We start from the raw sequence: 21,009 nt of genomic DNA, 5'->3' as shown, positions 1-21,009 counted from the left end.
GGTATATCGGGGAGTCGCGCCGCAATCAGGCTTGCGCGGTTTCTTTTTCTTCATCACTTTCACATTGGTTCGGCAGGGTACAGCGGTTACCCGGCAGATAAACGGCAATGGCTTTCGGGTACAGCCAGGCACCGAAGCAAGCGCCGGCAATCGGTGCAAGAATCGGGATGATGAAATACGGAATATCCTTACCGCCAGTCAGGGCCATGTCACCCCAGCCTGCCAGATAAGCAAAGAATTTCGGGCCGAAGTCGCGGGCCGGGTTCATGGCAAAGCCGGTCAGCGGACCTAAGGATGCGCCGATCACTGCAATCAGCACACCAATCAGAACCGGGCCCAGCGGACCACGTGGTGCGCCATTTTGCTCATCTCCAATCGCCAGAATGGCAAACATCAGGACCGCAGTAATCACAAACTCCACTGCAAAAGCACCAGAAAATGAAAGGCTTGGGTTTGGGTAGGTTGAGAAGATCCCTGCAGTGGCCAGACTCTCTACGCTGCCGCGCAGAATGCCATGCGCGTTTTCGAAATCGACGAACAGGTTGCTGTAAAGACTGTAAACCAGCGCCGCGGAGCAGAAAGCGCCCGCCAGCTGGGAAAGAATGTAAGGCACAACCTTGGCCTTATCGAAACCATGGAACAGGGCCAGCGCAATGGTGACTGCCGGGTTAATGTGAGCGCCGGAAACGCCTGCCGTACAGTAGATCGCAATGGTGACACCCAGACCCCAGGTCAGGCTGATTTCCCATTGTCCAAAGTTAGCACCTGCTAACACTAAAGCAGCTACACAGCCTACACCAAAGAAAATCAGCAGTCCGGTGCCAATAAATTCTGCCAGGCATTCACCGAGCAGCGTTGGGGGTTGTCGTTTGGTCATTTGCCAGTCCTTTTGTCGAGTCGTAGGTAAGTAAGATGTTATCGTGATGTAATCAAAAAATACTCGAATGATGATTTTCTGGAAAGTTAATCGAATAAAAAATGTGCGTTCGAGCATGTTATTTGTGTTTATGGTCAATATCGAAGGTCAAACGACAAGGGTGTGCTGAGCAAAAACTCTACTTTTCCCGGCGCTGGCGCGAACACTAGCATGCACTTTTTTCCACCGCAAAATCCGGAGCGGAAATCTGAGCGGTTGCTAACAGTTCAGGCCCGGACTGCACTGAAACGGCACGTGCTTTCGTAAAATTTTGTGGAAGTTTGCATAATTTTTACCCGTTTGTGATAAAGCGTGGTATTTGTAGATGCCAGACGTATAAGGCCTAGTTAGAATAGGGCCACATTGGATTTGTAATTTGCCTGGTAGTCGCGGTGATATCCCCGAACGAATTGGTGTTGCAACGAAGCGGTATGTGGAAATCAGGAACAGCGTGGCTTATCGGTACGATGTGATTGAACGAGCGTTCGCCGTCAACTGTTGTAACTCAAGAAGGAAGGGATGCTGTGGTCTTGCGCAGGTGCTGATAGGGTGAAAACTATGTCTTTAGAGATGCTGGAACAGCTGGAAGCCAAAGTGCAGATGGCCGTCGACACCATTTCCCTGCTGCAGATGGAAGTGGAAGAACTGAAAGAGAAAAACGAGAACCTGGCGAATCTGGCTCAGGAACTGCGTGCGGATCGTGAATCACTGGTTCAGGACAACGAAAAGCTGCGTCATGATCATCAGGCATGGCAGGAGCGCGTTCGCGCACTGCTGGGCAAGATGGACACGGTGGAATAAATCTGCTGCGTGCACCGGAAACGAAAACAGAGCCTACAGGCTCTGTTTTTGTATCTGGCGAATGAGAACACGCGAAAGGGTTATTCGATATCCAGCGGTTCTGGTGACAGAATAACTCCCGTATTGTCAGCATACAGGTGATCTTCCGGCAGGAAAGTGACGCCACCAAAATTCACCGCAACATCCACTTCGCCGCTGCCTTGTCTGTCGGCCCCGACGGGAATTGAGGCCATGGCCTGAATCCCGATATCCAGTTCATCCAGATCATCGACATGGCGGACACAGCCGTAGACAATAATGCCTTCCCATTCGTTCTGTACCGCGAGCTGAGCCAGCTCAGCATCGATCAGCGCCCGGCGCAGCGAGCCGCCGCCATCAATCAACAATACCCGGCCAACGCCGGATTCTGCCAGTACAGTGTGAAGCAAACCGTTATCTTCAAAGCATTTCACTGTGGTGATCTGCCCCCCGAAAGAGCTGCGTCCCCCGTATGAGCTGAACATTGGCTCAACCACATCGACCTGGTCGAGATAAATATCACAGAGTTCAGAGGTATTGTATTCCATAAGTTCGCTTCTTTGTTGGCAAGTAAAAGTGTCCAGCCTGAACCAGATGCCGACCCGTATGCCAGAAGTGCGGCAACCGATGATGGGTTCCCACGGCGCAGTGCCTGGCCGGATAAATCTGTCATCTGTGCTGATAACTTGCTGAAAGTATAACCAGCTCAGGCGGCATTGCAATCCCGATGCAATGCTTTAGCGGTCTGCAATCAGTCCGATGGCAAACAGCAGATTTGTCAGCATTGCGGCCCGGATCAGCGAGGCAAACATGGGACGCAGGGCTCTTCCGTCCGCTGCCGCCAGCACCTGAGCCCCATGGGTCAGCAGAAACGGTGCCGCCAGCAGGAAAAGCCAGCGCCATACCGACTCAGGAGTGAGTAAGCTGTAACACGCAAAGCCAAGCACGCTGGCAATCAGGAGACCCAGATGATACCAGCGTCCTCCTGTCGGGCCGAGCCGGGCAGCGAGAGTGATTTTGCCGCAGGCCCGGTCGTTGTCGATATCCCGCAGATTGTTGAGGTTGAGCACCGCGACAGCCAGAAGCCCGCTGGCGGTGGCCGGCAGTAAGATCGTGAGCGAGAACTGGTGGCTCTGCAAATAGTAGCTGCCACCGACCGCAACCCAGCCGAAGAATATCAGGACCGCCGGATCACCCAGACCGCGATAGCCGTAAGGCCGGGTACCCAGCGTATAGGCCAGAGCAGCGATGATTGAAGCGATCCCCAGACCGATGAAGGTCAGCAAAACGGTCAGGGAAGGCTGAGCAATCAGAAGCAGAGCGATTCCGCTGATGGTGGTGAGCAGCAGGGTCAGCGTAATGGCCGAGCGCATGGCGGTCAGCGTGATGGCGCCGCTCTGCAAGCCTCTGACCGGTCCCAGTCGTTGGGGGTTATCTGTGCCTTTTTTGACATCGCCATAGTCGTTTGCAAGATTCGAGAGAATTTGCAGAAGCAGGGCGGTCACCAGTGCCAGCAGAGCGACTGCCGGTGAAAAATGGCCTTGTTCGGCAGCAAGTGCGTTACCACACAGCAAAGCTGCAATGGCCAGAAGCAGGGTTTTGGGTCGAGTGGCATCAAGCCAGACAGAGCGATGAGATAACAGCATGGTTGCCCGCAATGTGAATAAGAATGAATACATTATGGCAGCGGGGCGGAGAAGAACTTTGTTTTGGCGCAAAAGGAAGGGAAAAACGGGATACCTGTCATAAACAGGTACCCCGGGAAGAGATTACAGAATGAAGCGGCTGAGATCTTCGTCTTCGACCAGTTCGTCCAGATGGGCCTGAACGTAGGCTTTGTCGATCACCTGCGCTTTGCCACCTTGCTCGGAAGCGTCATAAGACAGTTCTTCCATCAGGCGTTCCATGACGGTGTGCAGGCGGCGTGCACCGATATTTTCGGTCCGCTCATTGACCTGCCAGGCCGCGTCAGCAATCTGGGCGATCCCGTCTTCGGTAAAGCTGATGTTCACGTTTTCTGTCGCCATCAGTGCGCAGTACTGTTCCGTCAGTGAAGCATTCGGCTCCGTCAGAATACGCTTGAAGTCCTCACTGGTCAGGGCTTCCAGCTCAACCCGGATTGGCAGACGGCCCTGCAGTTCAGGGATCAGATCGGACGGACGTGACACCTGGAAGGCGCCGGATGCAATGAACAGGATGTGGTCGGTTCTGACCATGCCGTGTTTCGTCGAGACCGTAGAGCCTTCGACCAGCGGCAGCAGGTCACGCTGAACACCTTCACGGGAGACATCCGGGCCGGACGTTTCACCGCGCTTACAAATTTTGTCGATTTCGTCGATGAATACGATACCGTTGTTTTCAACCGCGTGAATTGCCTGTTCTTTCAACTCTTCCTGGTTGACCAGCTTGGCCGCTTCTTCTTCAGTCACTGCTTTCAGCGCATCTTTGATTTTCATCTTGCGCTTTTTGGTGGTGTTGCCGGCCAGGTTTTGGAACATGCCCTGCAGCTGGTTGGTCATTTCTTCCATGCCAGGAGGAGCCATGATTTCCACGCCCATTTGCGGTGCCGCAACATCAATTTCGATGTCTTTGTCGTCCAGCTGGCCTTCGCGCAGCTTCTTACGGAAGGACTGGCGGGTCGTTGAGTTGTTATCGCTTTCTTCGTTCTGGCCCCAGGCATCGCGTGCTGGTGGCAGCAGGACGTCCAAGATGCGGTCTTCAGCCAGTTCTTCAGCACGGAAACGGACTTTTTCCATCGCCTGCTGATGCGTCATTTTCACGGCAACATCGGTCAGATCGCGGATAATAGTTTCCACTTCTTTACCCACGTAACCCACTTCGGTGAACTTGGTCGCTTCGACCTTGATGAACGGGGCATTTGCCAGTTTGGCCAGACGGCGGGCAATTTCCGTTTTACCGACCCCGGTCGGACCGATCATCAGAATGTTCTTCGGCGTGACTTCGACACGCAGCTCTTCCGGCAGTTGCATCCGGCGCCAGCGGTTACGCAGGGCGATCGCAACAGCGCGTTTAGCCTTGTCCTGGCCAATAATATGGCGGTTCAGTTCATGAACGATTTCGCGAGGAGTCATTTCAGACATGGGGAATCCTTACTGGGTATCGAGTTCTTCAACAGTCTGGAAGTCGTTGGTGTAAACACAGATATCACCAGCAATTTTAAGCGACTTCTCAGCAATGGTGCGAGCATCCAGCTCGGTATTTTCCAGCAGCGCACGGGCTGCTGACAGGGCAAAGTTACCACCGGAGCCGATGGCAATCAGGTCGTTTTCCGGCTGTACCACATCCCCGTTGCCTGTGATGATCAGGGACGCTGTTTCATCCGCAACGGCCAGTAAGGCTTCCAGCCGGCGCAGGCTGCGGTCAGTTCGCCAGTCTTTTGCCAGCTCAACGGCGGCTTTCATCAGGTGACCCTGGTGCATTTCCAGCTTGCGCTCGAAACGCTCGAATAGAGTAAAGGCATCTGCCGTACCGCCGGCAAAACCAGCCAGCACCTGATTGTTATACAGACGGCGGACTTTACGGGCATTGCCCTTCATCACGGTGTTGCCCAGTGAGACCTGGCCATCACCTGCGATGACGACTTTTCCGTTGCGACGTACAGAGACTATAGTTGTCACGGTATTACCTCTTAGCATCAATCCGGCTTGTCAGCCGGTATGGGTATTACGCAGATCTGGGGATGGTGGTACCAGATTTCAAGGCAAAGGGAACATCTGCGTGCGTACAGGGAATAAAAAAGGATGCCGATGGCATCCTTGGGTCAATTGAGACGGCTTTTGTCAGTGTAGCAGCCTGTTACCGGCTGCCAAACGGTCAGGATTCCCAGTACCAGATCGCACAGGGTTCGATGCCTGCTCGGCGCAGCATGTTGCGGTCGCTCTCGGCTTTTCGTTTTTGCGGGTAAGGGCCCAGCACCACGCGGTACCAGCTGCCTTTGTCGCCCTGCGAAACTTTGATCTGACTGCTCAGCCCCTGGAAGGCGATCATTGCCTTGCGTTCCTCGGCCTGTGCCGGTGTCCGGTAAGCGCCGCACTGCATCAGATACGGCCGGTTGGGCGTGTCCGGTACTTTCTTGGCTTCAACTTGAACTTCTTTGTTTTCCAGCTCTTCAATATAGCGCCACTTCTCGGCAGGCTTCGGCGGCAGTTTTTCCTGCGGTTTCGTCGTCGTGACCGGTTTCGGCTCAGTCTTGGGTACCGGTTCGGTTTTGGGTTTGACGGCCGGTTTCGGGCTCTCTTTCTGAACCGGCTTAACCGGCTGCTCAGGAACTGGCGTCGCAGGTTTGGGAGTGCTGGACAGGAAATAGAGACCGTATCCCATGCCGACAACCAGGCACAAAGCAATCAGTGCCCATTTTACCGGGAACTGTCCTTGAGGCTGGCTGCTGCGGGAACGGGTTTTTCTGGCCGGTTTCTTCGTCGCCCGGCCTCGCTTGACGTAATCTTTGGTTGCCACAATTTTTGATTATTGCTGAACGATTGGACGGATATGGTACAAAGAAGTGTTCGGACTGGCTAGTGTCGGGAAGCCTCAGCCAGTGTCGGTGAGTGTGCTTCCCGATGATTCTGTGACCTTTTGCTCAATATTTCACCGCGTTGCCGCGTCAATACTTGTTGGCTGGCGGCGCGGCACTTTCGCGGATCACCAGTTTGGCATCTAGCAGTCGTGAGCCGGCGGTAATGTCTTTGCCCTGCAGAATTTCCAGCAGCATCAGCATCGACTGACGGCCAATCTCGTAACGCGGCTGAGACACCGTTGTCAGCGGAGGATCGCAGTATTCCGCAAACTGAATGTCATCGAAACCGACAATCGACAGATCCTGCGGCACCTTGATACCCAGACGTTTGGCCTGCTGCATGGCACCGATAGCCATGACATCGTTGTGGCACAGCAGGGCGGTGGGCGGCTCGGGCAGCGACAGCAGTGTGGTGACGGCACGGGCGCCGCCGGCAAAAGTGAAGTCGCTTTTAACCGTATAAGCCGGGTTCAGCTCGATTCCGGCGCGGCGCAGGGCCTGTTGGTAACCCTGAGCCCGGAACTGGCAGAGCATGGCGCTGTCCGGTCCGGTGACCTGCGCAATGTGCTTGTGCCCCATCTGGGTCAGATAGTTCACGGCTTCGAATGCGGCGGTCAGGTTGTCAATGTGAACGGTCGGCAGCTCCAGTTCAGGCGCAAATTCACAGGCCATGACCATCGGCGGCAGGTTTTTCTGTTCAGGCTTACTGATGTCAAACGGTAAATCCGTGCCCAGCAGCAGCATGCCGTCAGCCTGTTTGGTGAAGACCAGGTTGACGAAAGAGTTTTCCCGGCTTTTCTGCTGGCCGCTGTCGCCCAGCAATACCAGATAGCCGTGCTCCATTGCTGCTTCTTCAATACCGCGGATAATTTCGGTGAAATAGGGATCGCAGATGTCCGGCACAATTGCGACAATGGTTTTCGATTCATTGCGTCGCAGGTTTCGCGCCAGGGAGTTGGGGGAATAGCCAGCGTCCATGACAGCCTGTTCGACTTTTTTACGAGTCGAGGCTGACACTTTTTCCGGGTTCATCAGCGCGCGCGATACCGTCGCGGTTGAAACTCCGGCCAGCTGGGCAACATCCTTCATTGTCGCCATAAGTTGTTCCTCTCTAGATATTTCTCTCAATAATGCTGGAGGATCGTGTCAAATCGGGACAGAAACCTGATCCAGCAAGCCTGTTATTGTAGGCACTTTGAGCAGGTTTAAACATGTGCGCAATAGCATAAATTACATTGGGCTTGTGATCCAATTCGCATTATTTATTTTATCTTCATCCCAAATCCTGAGGCTCAACATCCAGTGACCAGCGAACTTTTCGGGCCAGCGGCAACAGCTGAATTGCCGGACGGGCAACCGTCAGCAGTTGTTGCAGAGTCTTGCGGTCCGAAGCCTGGAGCAGCAGTTGCCAGCGATAGCGGCCGGCCCGGCGTGAGAGGGGAGCCGGGTTTGGGCCCATGACCATTGTCTGGTCGCTGAACAGCGGGCTGGCTTCGAGAATGCCCCGGACCTGGAGCAGAAACTGCTCGGTAACATCGCTTTGCTGGGCTTCAGCCCGGAATAAAGCCAAATAGGTGTAGGGCGGCAGCATCGCCTGCCGGCGCTCCGTCAGTGCCTGACCGGCAAAATGGTCATACCCCTGATACAGCAGGGCCTGAAGCAGGCTGTGCTCCGGATGGTGCGTTTGCAACAGCACTTCGCCCGGTTTGCTGGCCCGTCCGGCCCGTCCGGCAACCTGAATGAAAAGTTGTGCCAGCCGTTCGGGCGCCCGGAAATCGTTGCTGAACAAGGCACTGTCAACGTCGACCAGTGCGACCAGGGTGACATCCGGAAAATGATGTCCTTTGGCCAGCATCTGGGTTCCGATCAGGATCTGATATTCCTTGTTGCGGATGGCTTCCAGATAAGTGTCCAGGCTGCCCTTACGCCGGGTGCTGTCACGGTCGATGCGCACGGTTTTGAATTCGGGGAACAACTCGGCCAGCTGATGTTCCAGCTGTTCGGTGCCGACTCCGACGGTCTGAAGTTGGGTTGAACCACATTGCAGGCACTGCGGCATCACCGGTCGCTGGGTCTGGCAGTGGTGACAGCGCAGCTCTCCGGACTGCTGATGATAGGTATAGTAGGCATCGCAGCGTTTACACTCGGCGAGCCAGCCGCACTCGTGACACATCAGGGCCGGGGCGAAACCGCGCCGGTTCAGAAACAGCATCACCTGATTTCCCGCACTCAGATGCTGGCGCATCCGGGCGATCAGCGGTGCGGAAAGCCCCGCATCCAGATACAGGCCTTTTACGTCCAGCACACCGTGGCGAGCAGCCTGAGCATTGCCGGCGCGGCGGGTCAGGTGCAGGTGATGGTATTTGCCGGTGCGGGCATTGTGCAGGGTTTCCAGAGCCGGTGTGGCTGAGCCGAGCACGATCGGAATATTTTCCTTATTTGCCCTGAGCACGGCCATATCCCGGGCGTGGTAGCGCAGACTGTCCTGTTGTTTGTAGGATGCGTCATGCTCTTCGTCGACGATAATGATGCCCAGACTGGCAAACGGCGTGAACAGGGCAGAACGGGTTCCGATGATGATCCCGGCCTGATTGTCGCGCCCGGCCAGCCAGGCGCTCAGGCGCTCGGTATCATTCAGACCGGAGTGGATGGTGTACAGCGGCACATTGAAACGGCGCTGGAAGCGGTTAATGGTCTGCGGCGTCAGGCCGATTTCCGGCACCAGCACCAGCGCCTGCTTACCTGCGGCCAGCACAGGTTCCAGCAGGTTGAGGTAAACTTCGGTTTTACCTGAACCGGTCACGCCCTGTAGTAAATAGCAGCCGTAGCCGGGATTGGCGTTGACACTGGCAATCGCCAGGGCCTGTTCCTCATTCAGCCGGGGCTTGTCTTCGGTAATCGCAAATTCATTCTGCCAGCGCAGGCTCTGAGGGACGGCTTGATAGCTGTGGATCCAGCCTTTCTCCGTCAGGGTTTTCAGGGTTGTGCTGCTGACGTCTTCTTCTAATAAAGCTTCGTGGCTGAGTTCACCGTTGCGCAGCAGAGTCAGGATGCTGGCTTGTTTGGGGGCTCGCTTCAGGGCGGATAAAGGCTGCTCTTTTCCTTTTTCTGTCAGTTGCCAGAAACGAATCTCGGCATTGGCCGGTCTGCCTTTACGCAGGGCTGACGGTAATGCATTGGCCAGGGTATCGCCGAGCGGGTACTGGTAGTAGCGACTGGTCCATTCCAGCAACTGAAACAGCGGCGGCTGCCACAGGGGTTCACTGTCCAGCACGGCTCTGAGGGGCTTGAGTTGCTCAAGAGGAAAATCCGAAGTGTCTGTGAGGGCGATGACGATACCGGTGAGCTGCTGACGGCCAAACGGGACACGGACCCGACCACCTATGACAGGCTGTGTACCGGCCGGGATCAGATAGTCAAAAGTTTTGTCCAGCGGAACAGGCAGGGCAACCCGGGCGATGGTGGCAGTCATAGGCTTCACTTATACTTACAGATACATGGCAGTGTACCCTGCACAATGAACAAGGCAAAGCGGGAAGGCTCGGTGATTGCTGTTGATCTGAGTGAGCTGATTGATTATCATACGCCGCCTGTTTGTCCGGAGCTGTTGGCCCGGCATTATTTATTAACCACGTGTGGTGCCCGGCTTTGGATCGGGAGAGCGACACGGCCTTAGCTATGAGGTTTCCCCATGAAACAAGGTATCCACCCAGAATACACTGCTGTAAACGCTCGTTGTTCTTGCGGCAACACTTTCGTCTTCAACTCAACTCTGAGTAAAGACGACATCAACCTGGATGTGTGCGACAAATGTCACCCATTCTACACTGGTAAGCAGCGTCAAGTGAGCACCGGTGGCCGTATCGACAAATTCAACAAGCGTTTCGGCGCGCTGTCTAGCAAGTAATTGCTCGAAGACACTGTCGAGAAAAGGGACGCTGCGGCGTCCCTTTTTGCATTTATGCGCCCCGTTTCTTAATCATTTCCCCCTCAGCTCCCGCCTCCGTCACTGCCCGGCATTTTTCCGGCCCGCATCCGTGATTCCCTTGGTATTACCAGCTTGCGCGAACTAGGATTTTGTGCTGCTATCGAATATGATCCATTGTTCAATACCGAACCGAACATCCATCCATTCAGGATTCTAATAACTATGTCTGAAGATTTTCGTCAACAAGCACTTCATTACCATGCTTACCCTGTCCCCGGGAAAATTTCGGTTGAACTGAGCAAGCCTGCCAACACAGTAGAAGATCTCGCCCTGGCGTACAGCCCGGGTGTGGCCGAACCTGTGCGGGAGATCGCCCAGAACGCAGAAAATGTTTATAAGTACACTGGTAAAGGCAACATGGTTGCCGTGATCACCAATGGTACGGCCATTCTTGGCCTGGGTAATCTCGGCCCGCTGGCATCCAAGCCAGTGATGGAAGGCAAGGCGCTGCTGTTCAAGCGTTTCGCGGGCCTGGATTCGATTGATATCGAAGTTAAACACCGCACCATCGACGAGTTTGTCGATACGGTCGCAAACATTGCCGACACCTTCGGCGGGATCAACCTGGAAGATATCAAAGCACCTGACTGTTTTGAGATTGAAAAGCGTCTGATTGAACGTTGCCAGGTGCCGGTCTTCCATGATGACCAGCACGGTACCGCAATTGTAACTGCAGCCGGGATGCTCAATGCACTGGAACTGCAGGGCAAAGATATCAATGAAGCGGTGATCGTCTGTCTGGGTGCGGGCGCGGCGGCAGTTGCCTGTATGGAACTGCTGATTAAGTGTGGTGCCCAGCGTGAAAAGATCTACATGCTGGACCGTAAAGGTGTGATCCACACCCGTCGTGACGACATTAACGAATACAAGCAGCTGTTTGCTAACAATACCGACAAGCGTACTCTGGAAGACGTGATTGAGGGTGCTGACATTTTTGTGGGCGTGTCTGGTCCGGATCTGCTGTCTGCTGAAGCACTGAAGCTGATGGCTGAAAAGCCTGTTGTGTTTGCCTGTTCTAACCCGGATCCGGAAATTAAGCCGGAGCTGGCTCATGCCGTGCGTGATGATCTCATCATGGGGACCGGCCGTTCGGATTATCCGAACCAGGTGAACAACGTGATTTGTTTCCCGTTCATTTTCCGCGGTGCGTTGGATGTGCGTGCCAGCGAGATTAATGACGAGATGAAACTGGCTGCGGTTCATGCCATCCGTGAACTGGCGAAAGAAAAGGTTCCGGCGGAAGTGGCCAAGGCGGCTGGTGTTGAGAAATTGGAGTTCGGTCCTGACTATATTATTCCTAAGCCAATGGATCCGCGTTTGCTGCCTCGCGTTGCGAAAGCGGTCGCTGTTGCTGCGGTAGAGTCAGGCGTTGCCCGCATCGAAATGCCTGTGGGTTACATGGAAGTGTAAAGAGACATCATTTTGCGTTTTGCATTGAAAACCAGCCGTCAGGCTGGTTTTTTTTTACTTCGGCCGACTATCTTTTTTATTCGTTAATGTCTTCGTATTCGATGCCCAGGCTTTCCATGATGGCCTTTGCTTCTGCAGGCAGATCGTCTGGACGGTCCTTCCGGATGTCGTCATCGGTTGGTAATGGCTGACCGGTATAAGCATGGAGAAATGCTTCACACAGCAGTTCGCTGTTGGTGGCATGCCGCAGGTTGTTCACCTGACGACGGGTGCGTTCATCCGTGAGGATCTTCAGAACCTTTAATGGGATAGAGACAGTGATTTTTTTGACCTGCTCATTTTTCTTGCCATGTTCCGCATAAGGGCTGATGTACTCACCGTTCCACTTTGCCATTGTTTACCTTCTCAGCGATATAGGGTTTTGAAATATTGTATGGGGGAATTTTAGCGGGATTTACTGCCACAAGCAAAGACATATGGACGTCTAGAGGTGTTGACGTCTTTTTTAAATATAGCTAAGGTTGTGGGAATTTGATGACCGTCGGCCCCGGCCACCCCAAAGAACAAGGAAGCTAGAAGATGAGCGACAAGAAAACAGCAACAATCGCTGTACGCAGCGGCATTGAAACGGATCATCCTTTCCGCGCAGTGGTCCCACCGATTTACTTGACCTCAACCTATGGCTTTCCTGAACTCGGGACGTTGCCCCAGTACGATTATTCCCGCTCGGGCAATCCGACCCGAAACCTGCTGGCGGATACGCTGGCAGACCTGGAAGGCGGTGCCGGGGCCGTGGTGACCAGTTGTGGGACTGCGGCCATCAACCTGCTGGCGACCGCCCAGCTGGGACCGGAAGATCTGGTTGTGGCACCGCATGACTGCTACGGCGGGACTTACCGCTTGTTTAATACCCGGGCCGGTAAAGGGGATTTCCAGGTGCAGTTTGTCGATCAGGGCGACGCCCAGGCGCTGGCTGCGGCACTGGCAAAAAAACCGAAGCTGGTCTGGGTTGAAACACCTTCTAACCCTTTGCTGCGTGTGGTGGATGTGGCTCAGTTATGTGAGCTGGCCCATGCGGTTGGCGCGCTGGTCGCCGTCGATAACACTTTCCTGTCTCCGGCCCTGCAACAGCCGATTGCGCTGGGCGCGGACTTCGTCGTGCATTCGACAACCAAGTACATCAATGGTCACTCCGATGTTGTGGGCGGGGTGCTGATTGCCAAAGACAGCGAGCATGCTGAAAAACTGTCCTGGTGGGCGAACTGTATCGGTGCCACCGGCGCGCCGTTTGATGCGTATCTGACCCTGCGCGGGGTCCGGACTCTGGTTCCTCGGATGCGCATGCATGAGGAAAACTCAGCCCGTTTGCTGGCCTATCTGCAGACCCAGCCGCTGGTGGGTAAGATTTATCATCCGAGTCTCGCTGATCATCCGGGGCATGACATTGCGGCGAAGCAACAGGCGGGTTTTGGCTCTATGCTGAGTTTCGAACTGACGGGCAGTATGGAGCAGCTGAAAGTCTTTGTGGCTGCGCTGGAATGTTTCTCGCTGGCGGAATCGCTGGGGGGAACGGAAAGTCTGATTGCCCACCCGGCCAGCATGACCCACCGGGCGATGTCTGATGAAGCTCAGCTGGAGGCTGGCCTGCTGCCGTCCCTGCTGCGTTTGTCAGTGGGACTGGAAGATGCGGAAGATCTGATTGCCGATCTGGCGCAGGCCTTTGCTAAAGCTGCGGAGATCAGCGCATGACCCAGGGACGGCAGTTACACAAATTCGGCGGCAGCAGTCTGGCGGATGCCGGTTGCTTCCGGAATGTTGCTGACATTTTGCTGCAGTATTCTGATGCAGAAGATCTGATTGTGGTCTCGGCGGCCGGGAAAACGACGAACCGGCTCATTCAGTGGCTGTCGCTGCTGAATCAGGATGGTCGTCTGGCGCATGAGAGCCTGCAGGACTTGCGGAATTTTCAGCAGCATCTGGTTGAGGAGCTGCTGGATGGCGGGGAAGCTGATGAGCTCCTGACAGCCCTGCATCTGGAATTCAGTGCACTGGGCCAGCTTTCCGGCAGTGATATGACCCCGGCCAGACAGGCCTGGGTACTGGGTCACGGCGAGCTGTGGTCATCCCGGTTGCTGGCTGCGTTGTTGTCTCAGAAAGCAATGGCGGCACGGGCACTGGACTCACGACTCTTCCTTCGGGCCGAACGGGCAGCTCAGCCGGAGGTTGATCGCGGCCGTTCCCTGCCGCTGCTTCAGAATGAGCTGGCGCAGCACAGCGGTCACCGTCTGGTGATTACAGGATTTATGGCCGCGAATCAGGGCGGGGAGACCGTACTGCTGGGCCGAAACGGCTCTGACTATTCTGCGACTGTCATCGGTGCGCTGGCGGGTGTCAGCCGGGTGACAATCTGGAGTGACGTCGCCGGGGTATACAGTGCCGATCCGCGCGTGGTCAACGATGCCTGTCTGCTGCCATTACTGCGTCTGGATGAAGCGGATGAACTGGCCCGGCTGGCTGCGCCGGTTCTGCACAGCCGTACGCTGCAGCCTGTGGCTCAGAGTGCGATTGACCTGACGTTACGCTGCAGCCAGCAACCTGAATCCGGTTCGACCCGGGTTGAGCGGGTGCTGGCTTCCGGCCGCGGGGCCAAAATTATTACCTCTCTGGATGACGTCTGTCTGCTCGAGTTGTCGGTGAGCGGTGCCCGGTCGCTGACTCAGCTGACGCAAACGCTGGCAAGGCTGTTACCTCAGGAGCAGGCACTGCCGCTGGCACAGCATGTTGAAACGGATACCGGGCGGATCCAGCTGGCTTATACCGCCGAGGTTGCCAATGGCGTGCTGCTGCTGTTACAGGACAGTGGTATTCATGCCGAGATCCGCCTCCGGGATGGCTTTACCATGGTTGCCGCCGTGGGAGCTGGTGTGGTGAATAATCCGGTCCACTGCCATGGCTTCCAGCAACAGCTGAAAGGGCAGTCGGTTGAATTCGTTACTGAGGCTGAATCCGGTCTCAGTCTGATTGCTGTGCTGCGTCAGGCCGACACTCAGGCACTGGTTCAGCAGATCCACCAGAGTCTGTTTCAGGCTCAGAAGCGTATTGGTCTGATCCTTTGCGGTAAGGGCAATATCGGCAGCCGGTGGCTGGAACTGTTCGGGGAAGAGAAGGCGGCGCTGGAAAAGCGTCATGGCATGAGTTTTACCCTGATCGGGGTCGCCGACAGCCGGCGTTTCTGGATTGACTTGCAAGGTATTCCGACAGAGCGTGCGCTGACCCAGTTTGACAACGAAGCTACCGATGGCAGCGACTGGTTGCCTGCGTTGGGTCAGCATGATTACGACGAGCTGGTGGTCCTGGATGTGACGGCCAGCAAGGCGCTGTCTGAACGGTATTCTGACTTTGCCAGCAGTGGCCTGCATTTGATCTCAGCCAATAAAGTGGCCGGCTCCGCACCGGGAGACGTCTATTGTGCCGTGGTCGATGCCTTTGAGAAAAGCAGCCGTCACTGGCTGTATAACGCGACGGTCGGGGCCGGGTTACCGGTGAACCATACGGTGAAAGACCTGCGTGACAGCGGCGATACTATTATTGCCGTGTCGGGGATTTTCTCCGGGACCCTGTCCTGGCTGTTCCAGCAATTTGACGGCAGTCTGCCGTTCAGTCAGTTACTGGAGCAGGCCTGGCAGCAGGGGCTGACGGAGCCGGATCCCCGGCATGATCTGGATGGCAGTGATGTCATGCGGAAGCTGGTGATTCTGGCGCGAGAGTCCGGTCTGGCACTGGAGCCTGAACAGGTGAAAGTGGAATCACTGGTGCCGGAGGAATTGGCCGGTCTGAGTCTGGATGCCTTCTTTGAGCAGGGGCCTGTTCTGGATGAACGGCTGCAGGCTCGCCTGACCAAAGCTCAACGGGAAGGGAAGGTGCTGCGTTATGTGGCCCGGCTGGATAAAAATGGTCAGGCCGTTGTGGGACTGGATGCATTGGAGCCGGAACATGCTCTGGCCAACCTGCTGCCTTGTGACAATATCTTTGCCATTGAAAGCCGCTGGTACCGCGAAAATCCTCTGGTAATCCGTGGCCCGGGCGCAGGGCGCGATGTGACGGCCGGTGCCTTGCTGTCCGATCTCAACCGTCTGGCGAACCTGTTGTAAGATTTTCGGGTGATGAGATAGATCGAAAGGGCAGTTTTCCGCTGCCCTTTGTTGTATTTGCTATCTTCACAATACAGTGAGTACGCGGGCTGAACGGGATCCTAAGGTTCAAAATTCCGAACTTGAAGAAAGTGGGATTTGATGTTGAGAAAAATTCATGTTTATGCGGTTGACATTAAATTGGTTACAAGACATCCTGTGGACATATAGACGTCTAAATGGTTATTCGGCGTCAGAGTTTACAGGGAAGGCCGCAGGCCATCAGCAGGAAGGTTTCAATTATGGGTTACTCTTACGCCAATCATCTGGATGCTTTAAATCAGAACATCGCCGATCTGAACGGTGCGATCAATGTGTCATTTGAATTCTTCCCGCCAAGTACGCCTGCGATGGAGGAAACCCTGTGGTCCTCGATTCATCGTCTGAAAACGCTGAAACCCAAGTTTGTCTCGGTCACTTATGGTGCCAACTCCGGTGAGCGGGATCGGACTCACTCGATCATCAAAGATATCAAAGATCAGACCGGTCTGATTGCAGCCCCTCATCTGACCTGTATTGATGCTTCCCGTGATGAGTTACGTTCCATTGCCCGTGATTATTGGAAAAACGGGATTCGAAACATTGTGGCCCTGCGTGGCGACCTGCCACCGAACGGCGGGAAGCCGGACATGTATGCCGTTGATCTGGTGGAACTGCTGCGAGCTGAAGCCGATTTCGACATTTCGGTGGCGGCTTACCCTGAAGTGCATCCGGAAGCGAAAAGTGCGCAGGCTGATCTGATCAACCTGAAGCGTAAAGTGGACGCTGGTGCAAACCGTGCGATTACTCAGTTCTTCTTTGATGTGGAGAGCTACCTGCGCTTCCGCGACCGTTGTGTGGCTGCCGGCATTGATGTTGAGATTGTGCCGGGGATCCTGCCTGTGGTGAACATGAAGCAGGCAAAGCGATTTGCCCAGACCAATAACGTGAAAATTCCGAACTGGCTGGAGAAGCAGTATCAGGGACTGGACGATGATCTGCTGAGTCGCCAGATGGTCGGCGCCAGTAATGCGATTGATATGGTTCGTGTACTGAGCCGTGAAGGCGTGAAGGATTTCCATTTCTACACCCTGAACCGCGCAGAGCTGACCTATGCAATCTGCCATACACTGGGTGTCCGCGCTGAAGCGGAAGCGACCGTCTGAGCAAGCCTCGGGGAACCTGACAGAGACCAAAAAGAAAAAGCCGCGAAAGCGGCTTTTTTGATGAAAAGACGATAGTGTACCTGTTTATGGCGGTACATCACGGACTCCCGGTCCGGGAGACGTGGTCTTTACTCAGCGCTCAGAGCAACGCTGCTTTCAGAGCTGTCCATATCTTTCAGTTCTGCCAGTACTTCTTCTGCCCAGTCAATCCAGGCCTGGCGGTTGTGGATGCCACGACGCAGGGTCAGGCGATCCAGACGAGACTGGCGATCCATGTCTTTGTAGTTGGCGAAATGGACTTTCTCCAGCTCATGGTAATGGTTCATCAGTGTGTGAGATTCTTCGATCAGTGCTTCCAGCTGTTGCTGCATTGGCTGCGAGTTGTGTACGCCGCAGACCAGCAGTTTGGCAGAAAACTCATCACGGATGGTTGGATTACGAGCGGGTTCTTGGAACCACTCAAACAGCGCTTGCCGGCCCAGATCGGTAATGGAATATACCTTACGATCCGGTTTACCCTCCTGAGGTTCAAGTTTACAGGTAACCTGATTGTTGGTGGCCATTTTGTTCAACTCGCGGTATACCTGCTGATGACTGGCTTTCCAGAAATAGCCGATACTGTGAGAGAACTCTTTCGTAATGTCGTAGCCGGTCGCATCACGCGAACTCAGCACGGTCAAAATGACGTGTGGTAGTGACATCTCTTCTATCCGTTAAAATACTACAAAAAAAATAAATCGACCGGGTGTTACGTTACCCATCCGCTCTTAGGCGTTTTTATAATCGTATTGTTGCAGTGCCCGGCCGAGATCACATAGGATATCATCAATTGAATCACTGCAACCAGCAGAAGCATAAATATTCTGTGGTGAACAGTGAGCAATTAGTTATCTTGTGACGTTTGTCCAATTATGCGGACTGCATGCAGTGCACAAAGTTTCCTTCATGTTGATTCACTGCACGTATATAGACCATAGCTGAAATTCGGAATTTCGTATTGTCTTAATTGCGAACAAAAAACAGGCCACCCCGAAGGTGGCCTGTTTTGATTTGGAAATGCGGGATTTAGCCGGTGTTGCGCATACCGGCAGCGATGCCGGCAATCGTGACCATCAGGGCTTCTTCCAGCATTGGCGAGACTGTTTCCTGCTGACGGGTACGGTGCAACAGCTCAGCCTGAAGCATGTTCAGCGGCTCAACATAAACATTACGCAGGCGGATAGATTCAGCCCCCCAAGGGTCCTGTTCCATCAGGTGATCGCTGTTCTCGACGTTCAGGACGACCTTGATATCGCGCTGTAACTGGTCGCGGAGTTCTTGCCCCAGCGGCCACAGACTTTCGTCGGTCAGGCGCTGATCGTAATACTCTGCAATCTGAATATTGGTCTTGCTGTAAACCATTTCCAGCATACCCAGTCGGGTAGAGAAGAATGGCCATTCACGGCACATATCTTCCAGAAGTGATGCTTTCCCCTGATCAATCACATGCTGAATTGCTTTTCCTGCACCCAGCCATGCTGGCAGCAGCAGGCGGTTCTGACTCCAGGCGAAGATCCATGGAATTGCACGTAAACTTTCAACACCGCCTTTCGGATTCCGCTTCGACGGACGGGAGCCCAGCGGCAGTTTACCCAGCTCCATTTCCGGCGTGGCAGCACGGAAGTAAGGGACAAAAGATTCATGACCACGAACCACAGCGCGGTAAGCGTCGCATGAGATATCAGACAGATTGTCCATGACATCCCGCCACTCCTGCTTTGGTGCCGGAGGCGGCAGCAGGTTGGCTTCCAGGATCGCGCTGGCATAGAGGTTCAGGCTGTTGACTGCCACATCCGGCAGACCCAGTTTGAAGCGAATCATTTCGCCCTGCTCCGTGACACGCAGGCCGCCTTTCAGGCTGCGTGGCGGCTGAGACAGCAGGGCAGCGTGAGCCGGCGCACCACCACGGCCGATACTGCCGCCACGACCGTGGAACAGCGTCAGTTCAACACCGGCGTCATCGCAGACATTCACCAGGGCTTCCATGGCGCGGTACTGCGCCCAGCCAGCCGCGGTTACACCGGCATCTTTGGCGGAGTCGGAATAGCCAATCATGACCATCTGGTGGTTCTGAATAAAACCGCGGTACCAGTCGATATTCATCAGCTGGGTGATGACAGATTCAGCGTTGTTCAGATCGTCCAGGGTTTCAAACAGCGGACAGACATCCAGGCGGAAAGGACATCCGGCTTCTTTGAGCAGCAGGTGAACCGCCAGAACATCGGAAGCTGTCCGGGCCATGGAAATGACATAAGCACCCAGCGCCTGTCGGGATTGCTCAGCAATGACGCGACAGGTGTCCAGAACTTCCTGAACTGGCTCTGAGGGTTGCCAGTCACGAGGCAGCAGTGGGCGTTTTGAAGCCAGCTCGCGGACCAGGAAAGCCACTTTGTCCTGTTCACTCCACTGGTCGTAATCTCCCAGTCCCAGATAGCGGGTCAGTTCTGAAATTACATTGGAGTGGCGGGTACTTTCCTGACGGATATCCAGACGTACCAGATGGACGCCAAAACACTGGACGCGACGCAGCGTATCCAGTAGCAGGCCATCAGCAATGATGCCCATGCCGCATTCGTGCAAAGACTGGTAACAGGCATGTAGTGGTGCCCAAAGCTGCTCGACATCTTCCAGAATCGCAACTTTCGGCACATCATGGCCTTTGATTTTTGCATCCAGCACGTCACGGGTCTGGGTCAGCAACGTGCGAAGTCCTTTGACGATTTCACGATACGGTTCATGGGCGCCATGAGCCAGCTCGCGGACTTCGTCGTTACAGGCAACCATTGACAGCTCACTGACCAGTTCCTGGATATCGTTCAGGTACAGATCTGCTGCTTTCCAGCGTGAAAGCAGCAATACCTCACGGGTGATCTCGGCAGTGACGAACGGGTTCCCGTCACGGTCCCCCCCCATCCAGGAAGAGAATTTCACAGGCGCGGCGTCCAGCGGCAGGCTTTCACCCAGGTGCTGATGCAGCTTTTCATCAAACTGGCGCAGGAACTCCGGGACGGCTTCCCACAATGAGTTCTCAACGACGGCAAAACCCCACTTGGCTTCATCCAGCGGGCTGGGGCGTTGCTTACGGATCACATCGGAGTGCCAGGCCTGAGCAATCAGTTGCTCCAGACGGCGTTCTGCTCTCTGGCGCTCCCGGTGAGACAGCTCGTTCAATTCAAGCTGGGACAGACATTTATTGATTTGCACCAGCTTGTGAATCATGGTGCGACGGGCGATTTCCGTCGGGTGTGCGGTGAGCACCAGTTCGATGTTGAGTTCACGAACAGCCTGCAGCGAGTCCAGCTCAGTGATGCTTTCATCTTTGAGCTTGGCAAAAAGACTGTCCATTTCATCCGGACTGCATACCAGATCTTCGCAATGGCGGGAAATCGTGTGGTATTGCTCGGCGATGTTGGTCAGGTTCAGGAACTGACTGAACGCATGGGTAACAGGCAGCAGTTGATCATCTGGCAGGTTCTGCAGCTCGGTAATCAGTTTTTCCCGATCGTTACTGTTCCCGGCGCAGGCCGATTTTGACAGTTTTCGAATGGTTTCAACTTTATCCAGCAGTTCGCTGCCGTGGACATCCTTGATGGTGTTACCCAGCAAGTGGCCAAGCATACTGACATTGCTTTTTAACGCACTGTACTTTTCGTTCATATCGCATCCATATCGTAATTTTGTTACATCCAATCGCCAAGGCGTTGCCAACAATCTAGCCTTCATTGGGGCGAAAGGTCAATAAGTAGGCCCTTTTTAGACAAAAATCCTATCAAACGACGTGCATGAATCCTGCGGACTGTCTCTGTTCTGTAATTTACTTTCTTTATTTTTACAGCCAGAGCATGACGTATCACCGTGCAGCCGTCACGAAGCATATTTTTTTCTGCCGTCTGGCTTGACATAAAAAACCGAAAAGGGTAAATATAAAAATTCATAATTAATGAATAAAAATCTGTTTATTTGGT

General features: G+C 54.5%; 17 protein-coding genes. 6 read left to right on the top strand and 11 right to left on the bottom strand.

Features of this window, described 5'->3' with window-relative positions; translation table 11 throughout:
• Positions 1-25: 25 nt before the first annotated feature.
• On the bottom strand, positions 26-877 hold the full coding sequence (locus tag ACYP03_RS14705) for an MIP/aquaporin family protein (protein ID WP_248144440.1): 852 nt from the start codon (positions 875-877) through the stop codon (positions 26-28).
• A gap of 597 nt (positions 878-1,474) precedes the next feature.
• On the opposite strand from ACYP03_RS14705, the gene zapB reads away from it, so the two are divergent.
• Positions 1,475-1,717 carry a cell division protein ZapB gene (zapB, locus tag ACYP03_RS14700; RefSeq protein WP_036754671.1) on the top strand — a complete coding sequence of 81 codons (243 nt, stop codon included), beginning with the start codon at positions 1,475-1,477 and terminating at the stop codon, positions 1,715-1,717.
• Between the two features lie 80 nt (positions 1,718-1,797).
• On the opposite strand, the gene rraA is transcribed toward zapB, so the two are convergent.
• The 7 genes from rraA to priA all read right to left on the bottom strand — a co-directional run bounded on the left by rraA (position 1,798) and on the right by priA (position 9,744).
• Positions 1,798-2,283 carry a ribonuclease E activity regulator RraA gene (rraA, locus tag ACYP03_RS14695; protein WP_248144439.1) on the bottom strand — a complete coding sequence of 162 codons (486 nt, stop codon included), beginning with the start codon at positions 2,281-2,283 and terminating at the stop codon, positions 1,798-1,800.
• A 189-nt stretch (positions 2,284-2,472) separates the two neighbouring features.
• Positions 2,473-3,381, bottom strand: coding sequence for a 1,4-dihydroxy-2-naphthoate polyprenyltransferase (locus tag ACYP03_RS14690; RefSeq protein WP_459780658.1), 909 nt, complete (start codon positions 3,379-3,381; stop codon positions 2,473-2,475).
• A gap of 123 nt (positions 3,382-3,504) precedes the next feature.
• Entirely contained in the window at positions 3,505-4,836 is a 1,332-nt protein-coding gene (gene hslU / locus ACYP03_RS14685) for an HslU--HslV peptidase ATPase subunit (protein ID WP_248144437.1), read from the bottom strand.
• 9 nt (positions 4,837-4,845) lie between these two features.
• Positions 4,846-5,373 carry an ATP-dependent protease subunit HslV gene (gene hslV / locus ACYP03_RS14680; protein ID WP_254589111.1) on the bottom strand — a complete coding sequence of 176 codons (528 nt, stop codon included), beginning with the start codon at positions 5,371-5,373 and terminating at the stop codon, positions 4,846-4,848.
• A 196-nt stretch (positions 5,374-5,569) separates the two neighbouring features.
• The gene (locus tag ACYP03_RS14675; RefSeq protein WP_459780655.1) at positions 5,570-6,211 is read right to left on the bottom strand and encodes an SPOR domain-containing protein; all 642 of its coding nucleotides are present in this window, start codon (positions 6,209-6,211) and stop codon (positions 5,570-5,572) included.
• A 148-nt stretch (positions 6,212-6,359) separates the two neighbouring features.
• The gene (gene cytR / locus ACYP03_RS14670; protein ID WP_256549380.1) at positions 6,360-7,391 is read right to left on the bottom strand and encodes a DNA-binding transcriptional regulator CytR; all 1,032 of its coding nucleotides are present in this window, start codon (positions 7,389-7,391) and stop codon (positions 6,360-6,362) included.
• Positions 7,392-7,545: 154 nt separating this feature from the next.
• Positions 7,546-9,744 carry a primosomal protein N' gene (gene priA / locus ACYP03_RS14665; protein ID WP_459780653.1) on the bottom strand — a complete coding sequence of 733 codons (2,199 nt, stop codon included), beginning with the start codon at positions 9,742-9,744 and terminating at the stop codon, positions 7,546-7,548.
• A 219-nt stretch (positions 9,745-9,963) separates the two neighbouring features.
• Here priA and rpmE point away from each other — a divergent pair, with 219 nt between their 5' ends.
• Together rpmE and ACYP03_RS14655 are read left to right on the top strand one after the other, a co-directional pair.
• A complete protein-coding gene (gene rpmE / locus ACYP03_RS14660) occupies positions 9,964-10,179 on the top strand; it encodes a 50S ribosomal protein L31 (RefSeq protein WP_211646471.1) in 216 nt (71 codons plus the stop codon).
• A 243-nt stretch (positions 10,180-10,422) separates the two neighbouring features.
• Positions 10,423-11,670, top strand: a complete 1,248-nt coding sequence (locus tag ACYP03_RS14655; protein ID WP_248144432.1) for a malic enzyme-like NAD(P)-binding protein — start codon at positions 10,423-10,425, stop codon at positions 11,668-11,670.
• 76 nt (positions 11,671-11,746) lie between these two features.
• Here ACYP03_RS14655 and metJ read toward each other — a convergent pair whose 3' ends face one another.
• Positions 11,747-12,064, bottom strand: a complete 318-nt coding sequence (gene metJ / locus ACYP03_RS14650) for a met regulon transcriptional regulator MetJ (RefSeq protein WP_248144431.1) — start codon at positions 12,062-12,064, stop codon at positions 11,747-11,749.
• Positions 12,065-12,249: 185 nt separating this feature from the next.
• Between metJ and ACYP03_RS14645 the strand changes: the two genes are divergently transcribed.
• From ACYP03_RS14645 to metF, 3 genes are all read left to right on the top strand, one after another.
• Positions 12,250-13,419, top strand: coding sequence for an O-succinylhomoserine (thiol)-lyase (locus ACYP03_RS14645; protein WP_459780650.1), 1,170 nt, complete (start codon positions 12,250-12,252; stop codon positions 13,417-13,419).
• The gene (locus ACYP03_RS14640) at positions 13,416-15,821 is read left to right on the top strand and encodes a bifunctional aspartate kinase/homoserine dehydrogenase II (RefSeq protein ID WP_459780648.1); all 2,406 of its coding nucleotides are present in this window, start codon (positions 13,416-13,418) and stop codon (positions 15,819-15,821) included. The genes ACYP03_RS14645 and ACYP03_RS14640 overlap by 4 nt, the downstream gene beginning before the upstream one ends.
• Positions 15,822-16,102: 281 nt before the next feature.
• Entirely contained in the window at positions 16,103-17,005 is a 903-nt protein-coding gene (metF, locus tag ACYP03_RS14635) for a methylenetetrahydrofolate reductase (protein WP_330961358.1), read from the top strand.
• A 128-nt stretch (positions 17,006-17,133) separates the two neighbouring features.
• On the opposite strand, the gene ACYP03_RS14630 is transcribed toward metF, so the two are convergent.
• Entirely contained in the window at positions 17,134-17,706 is a 573-nt protein-coding gene (locus ACYP03_RS14630; protein ID WP_248144427.1) for a PadR family transcriptional regulator, read from the bottom strand.
• Between the two features lie 364 nt (positions 17,707-18,070).
• On the bottom strand, positions 18,071-20,701 hold the full coding sequence (ppc, locus tag ACYP03_RS14625) for a phosphoenolpyruvate carboxylase (RefSeq protein WP_459780645.1): 2,631 nt from the start codon (positions 20,699-20,701) through the stop codon (positions 18,071-18,073).
• Positions 20,702-21,009 lie beyond the last annotated feature (308 nt).

The organism is Photobacterium sp. R1 (assembly GCF_054600795.1).
Note: the sequence above shows the minus strand (reverse complement) of the source record. Positions and strands in the feature narration are given on the sequence as shown.

Coding starts and splice junctions, on each gene's coding strand:
- ACYP03_RS14705 (WP_248144440.1), bottom strand. CDS start 877: ATGACCAAACGACAACCCCCAACGCTGCTCGGTGAATGCCTGGCAGAA.
- zapB (WP_036754671.1), top strand. CDS start 1,475: ATGTCTTTAGAGATGCTGGAACAGCTGGAAGCCAAAGTGCAGATGGCC.
- rraA (WP_248144439.1), bottom strand. CDS start 2,283: ATGGAATACAATACCTCTGAACTCTGTGATATTTATCTCGACCAGGTC.
- ACYP03_RS14690 (WP_459780658.1), bottom strand. CDS start 3,381: ATGCTGTTATCTCATCGCTCTGTCTGGCTTGATGCCACTCGACCCAAA.
- hslU (WP_248144437.1), bottom strand. CDS start 4,836: ATGTCTGAAATGACTCCTCGCGAAATCGTTCATGAACTGAACCGCCAT.
- priA (WP_459780653.1), bottom strand. CDS start 9,744: ATGACTGCCACCATCGCCCGGGTTGCCCTGCCTGTTCCGCTGGACAAA.
- rpmE (WP_211646471.1), top strand. CDS start 9,964: ATGAAACAAGGTATCCACCCAGAATACACTGCTGTAAACGCTCGTTGT.
- ACYP03_RS14655 (WP_248144432.1), top strand. CDS start 10,423: ATGTCTGAAGATTTTCGTCAACAAGCACTTCATTACCATGCTTACCCT.
- metJ (WP_248144431.1), bottom strand. CDS start 12,064: ATGGCAAAGTGGAACGGTGAGTACATCAGCCCTTATGCGGAACATGGC.
- ACYP03_RS14645 (WP_459780650.1), top strand. CDS start 12,250: ATGAGCGACAAGAAAACAGCAACAATCGCTGTACGCAGCGGCATTGAA.
- ACYP03_RS14640 (WP_459780648.1), top strand. CDS start 13,416: ATGACCCAGGGACGGCAGTTACACAAATTCGGCGGCAGCAGTCTGGCG.
- metF (WP_330961358.1), top strand. CDS start 16,103: ATGGGTTACTCTTACGCCAATCATCTGGATGCTTTAAATCAGAACATC.
- ACYP03_RS14630 (WP_248144427.1), bottom strand. CDS start 17,706: ATGTCACTACCACACGTCATTTTGACCGTGCTGAGTTCGCGTGATGCG.
- ppc (WP_459780645.1), bottom strand. CDS start 20,701: ATGAACGAAAAGTACAGTGCGTTAAAAAGCAATGTCAGTATGCTTGGC.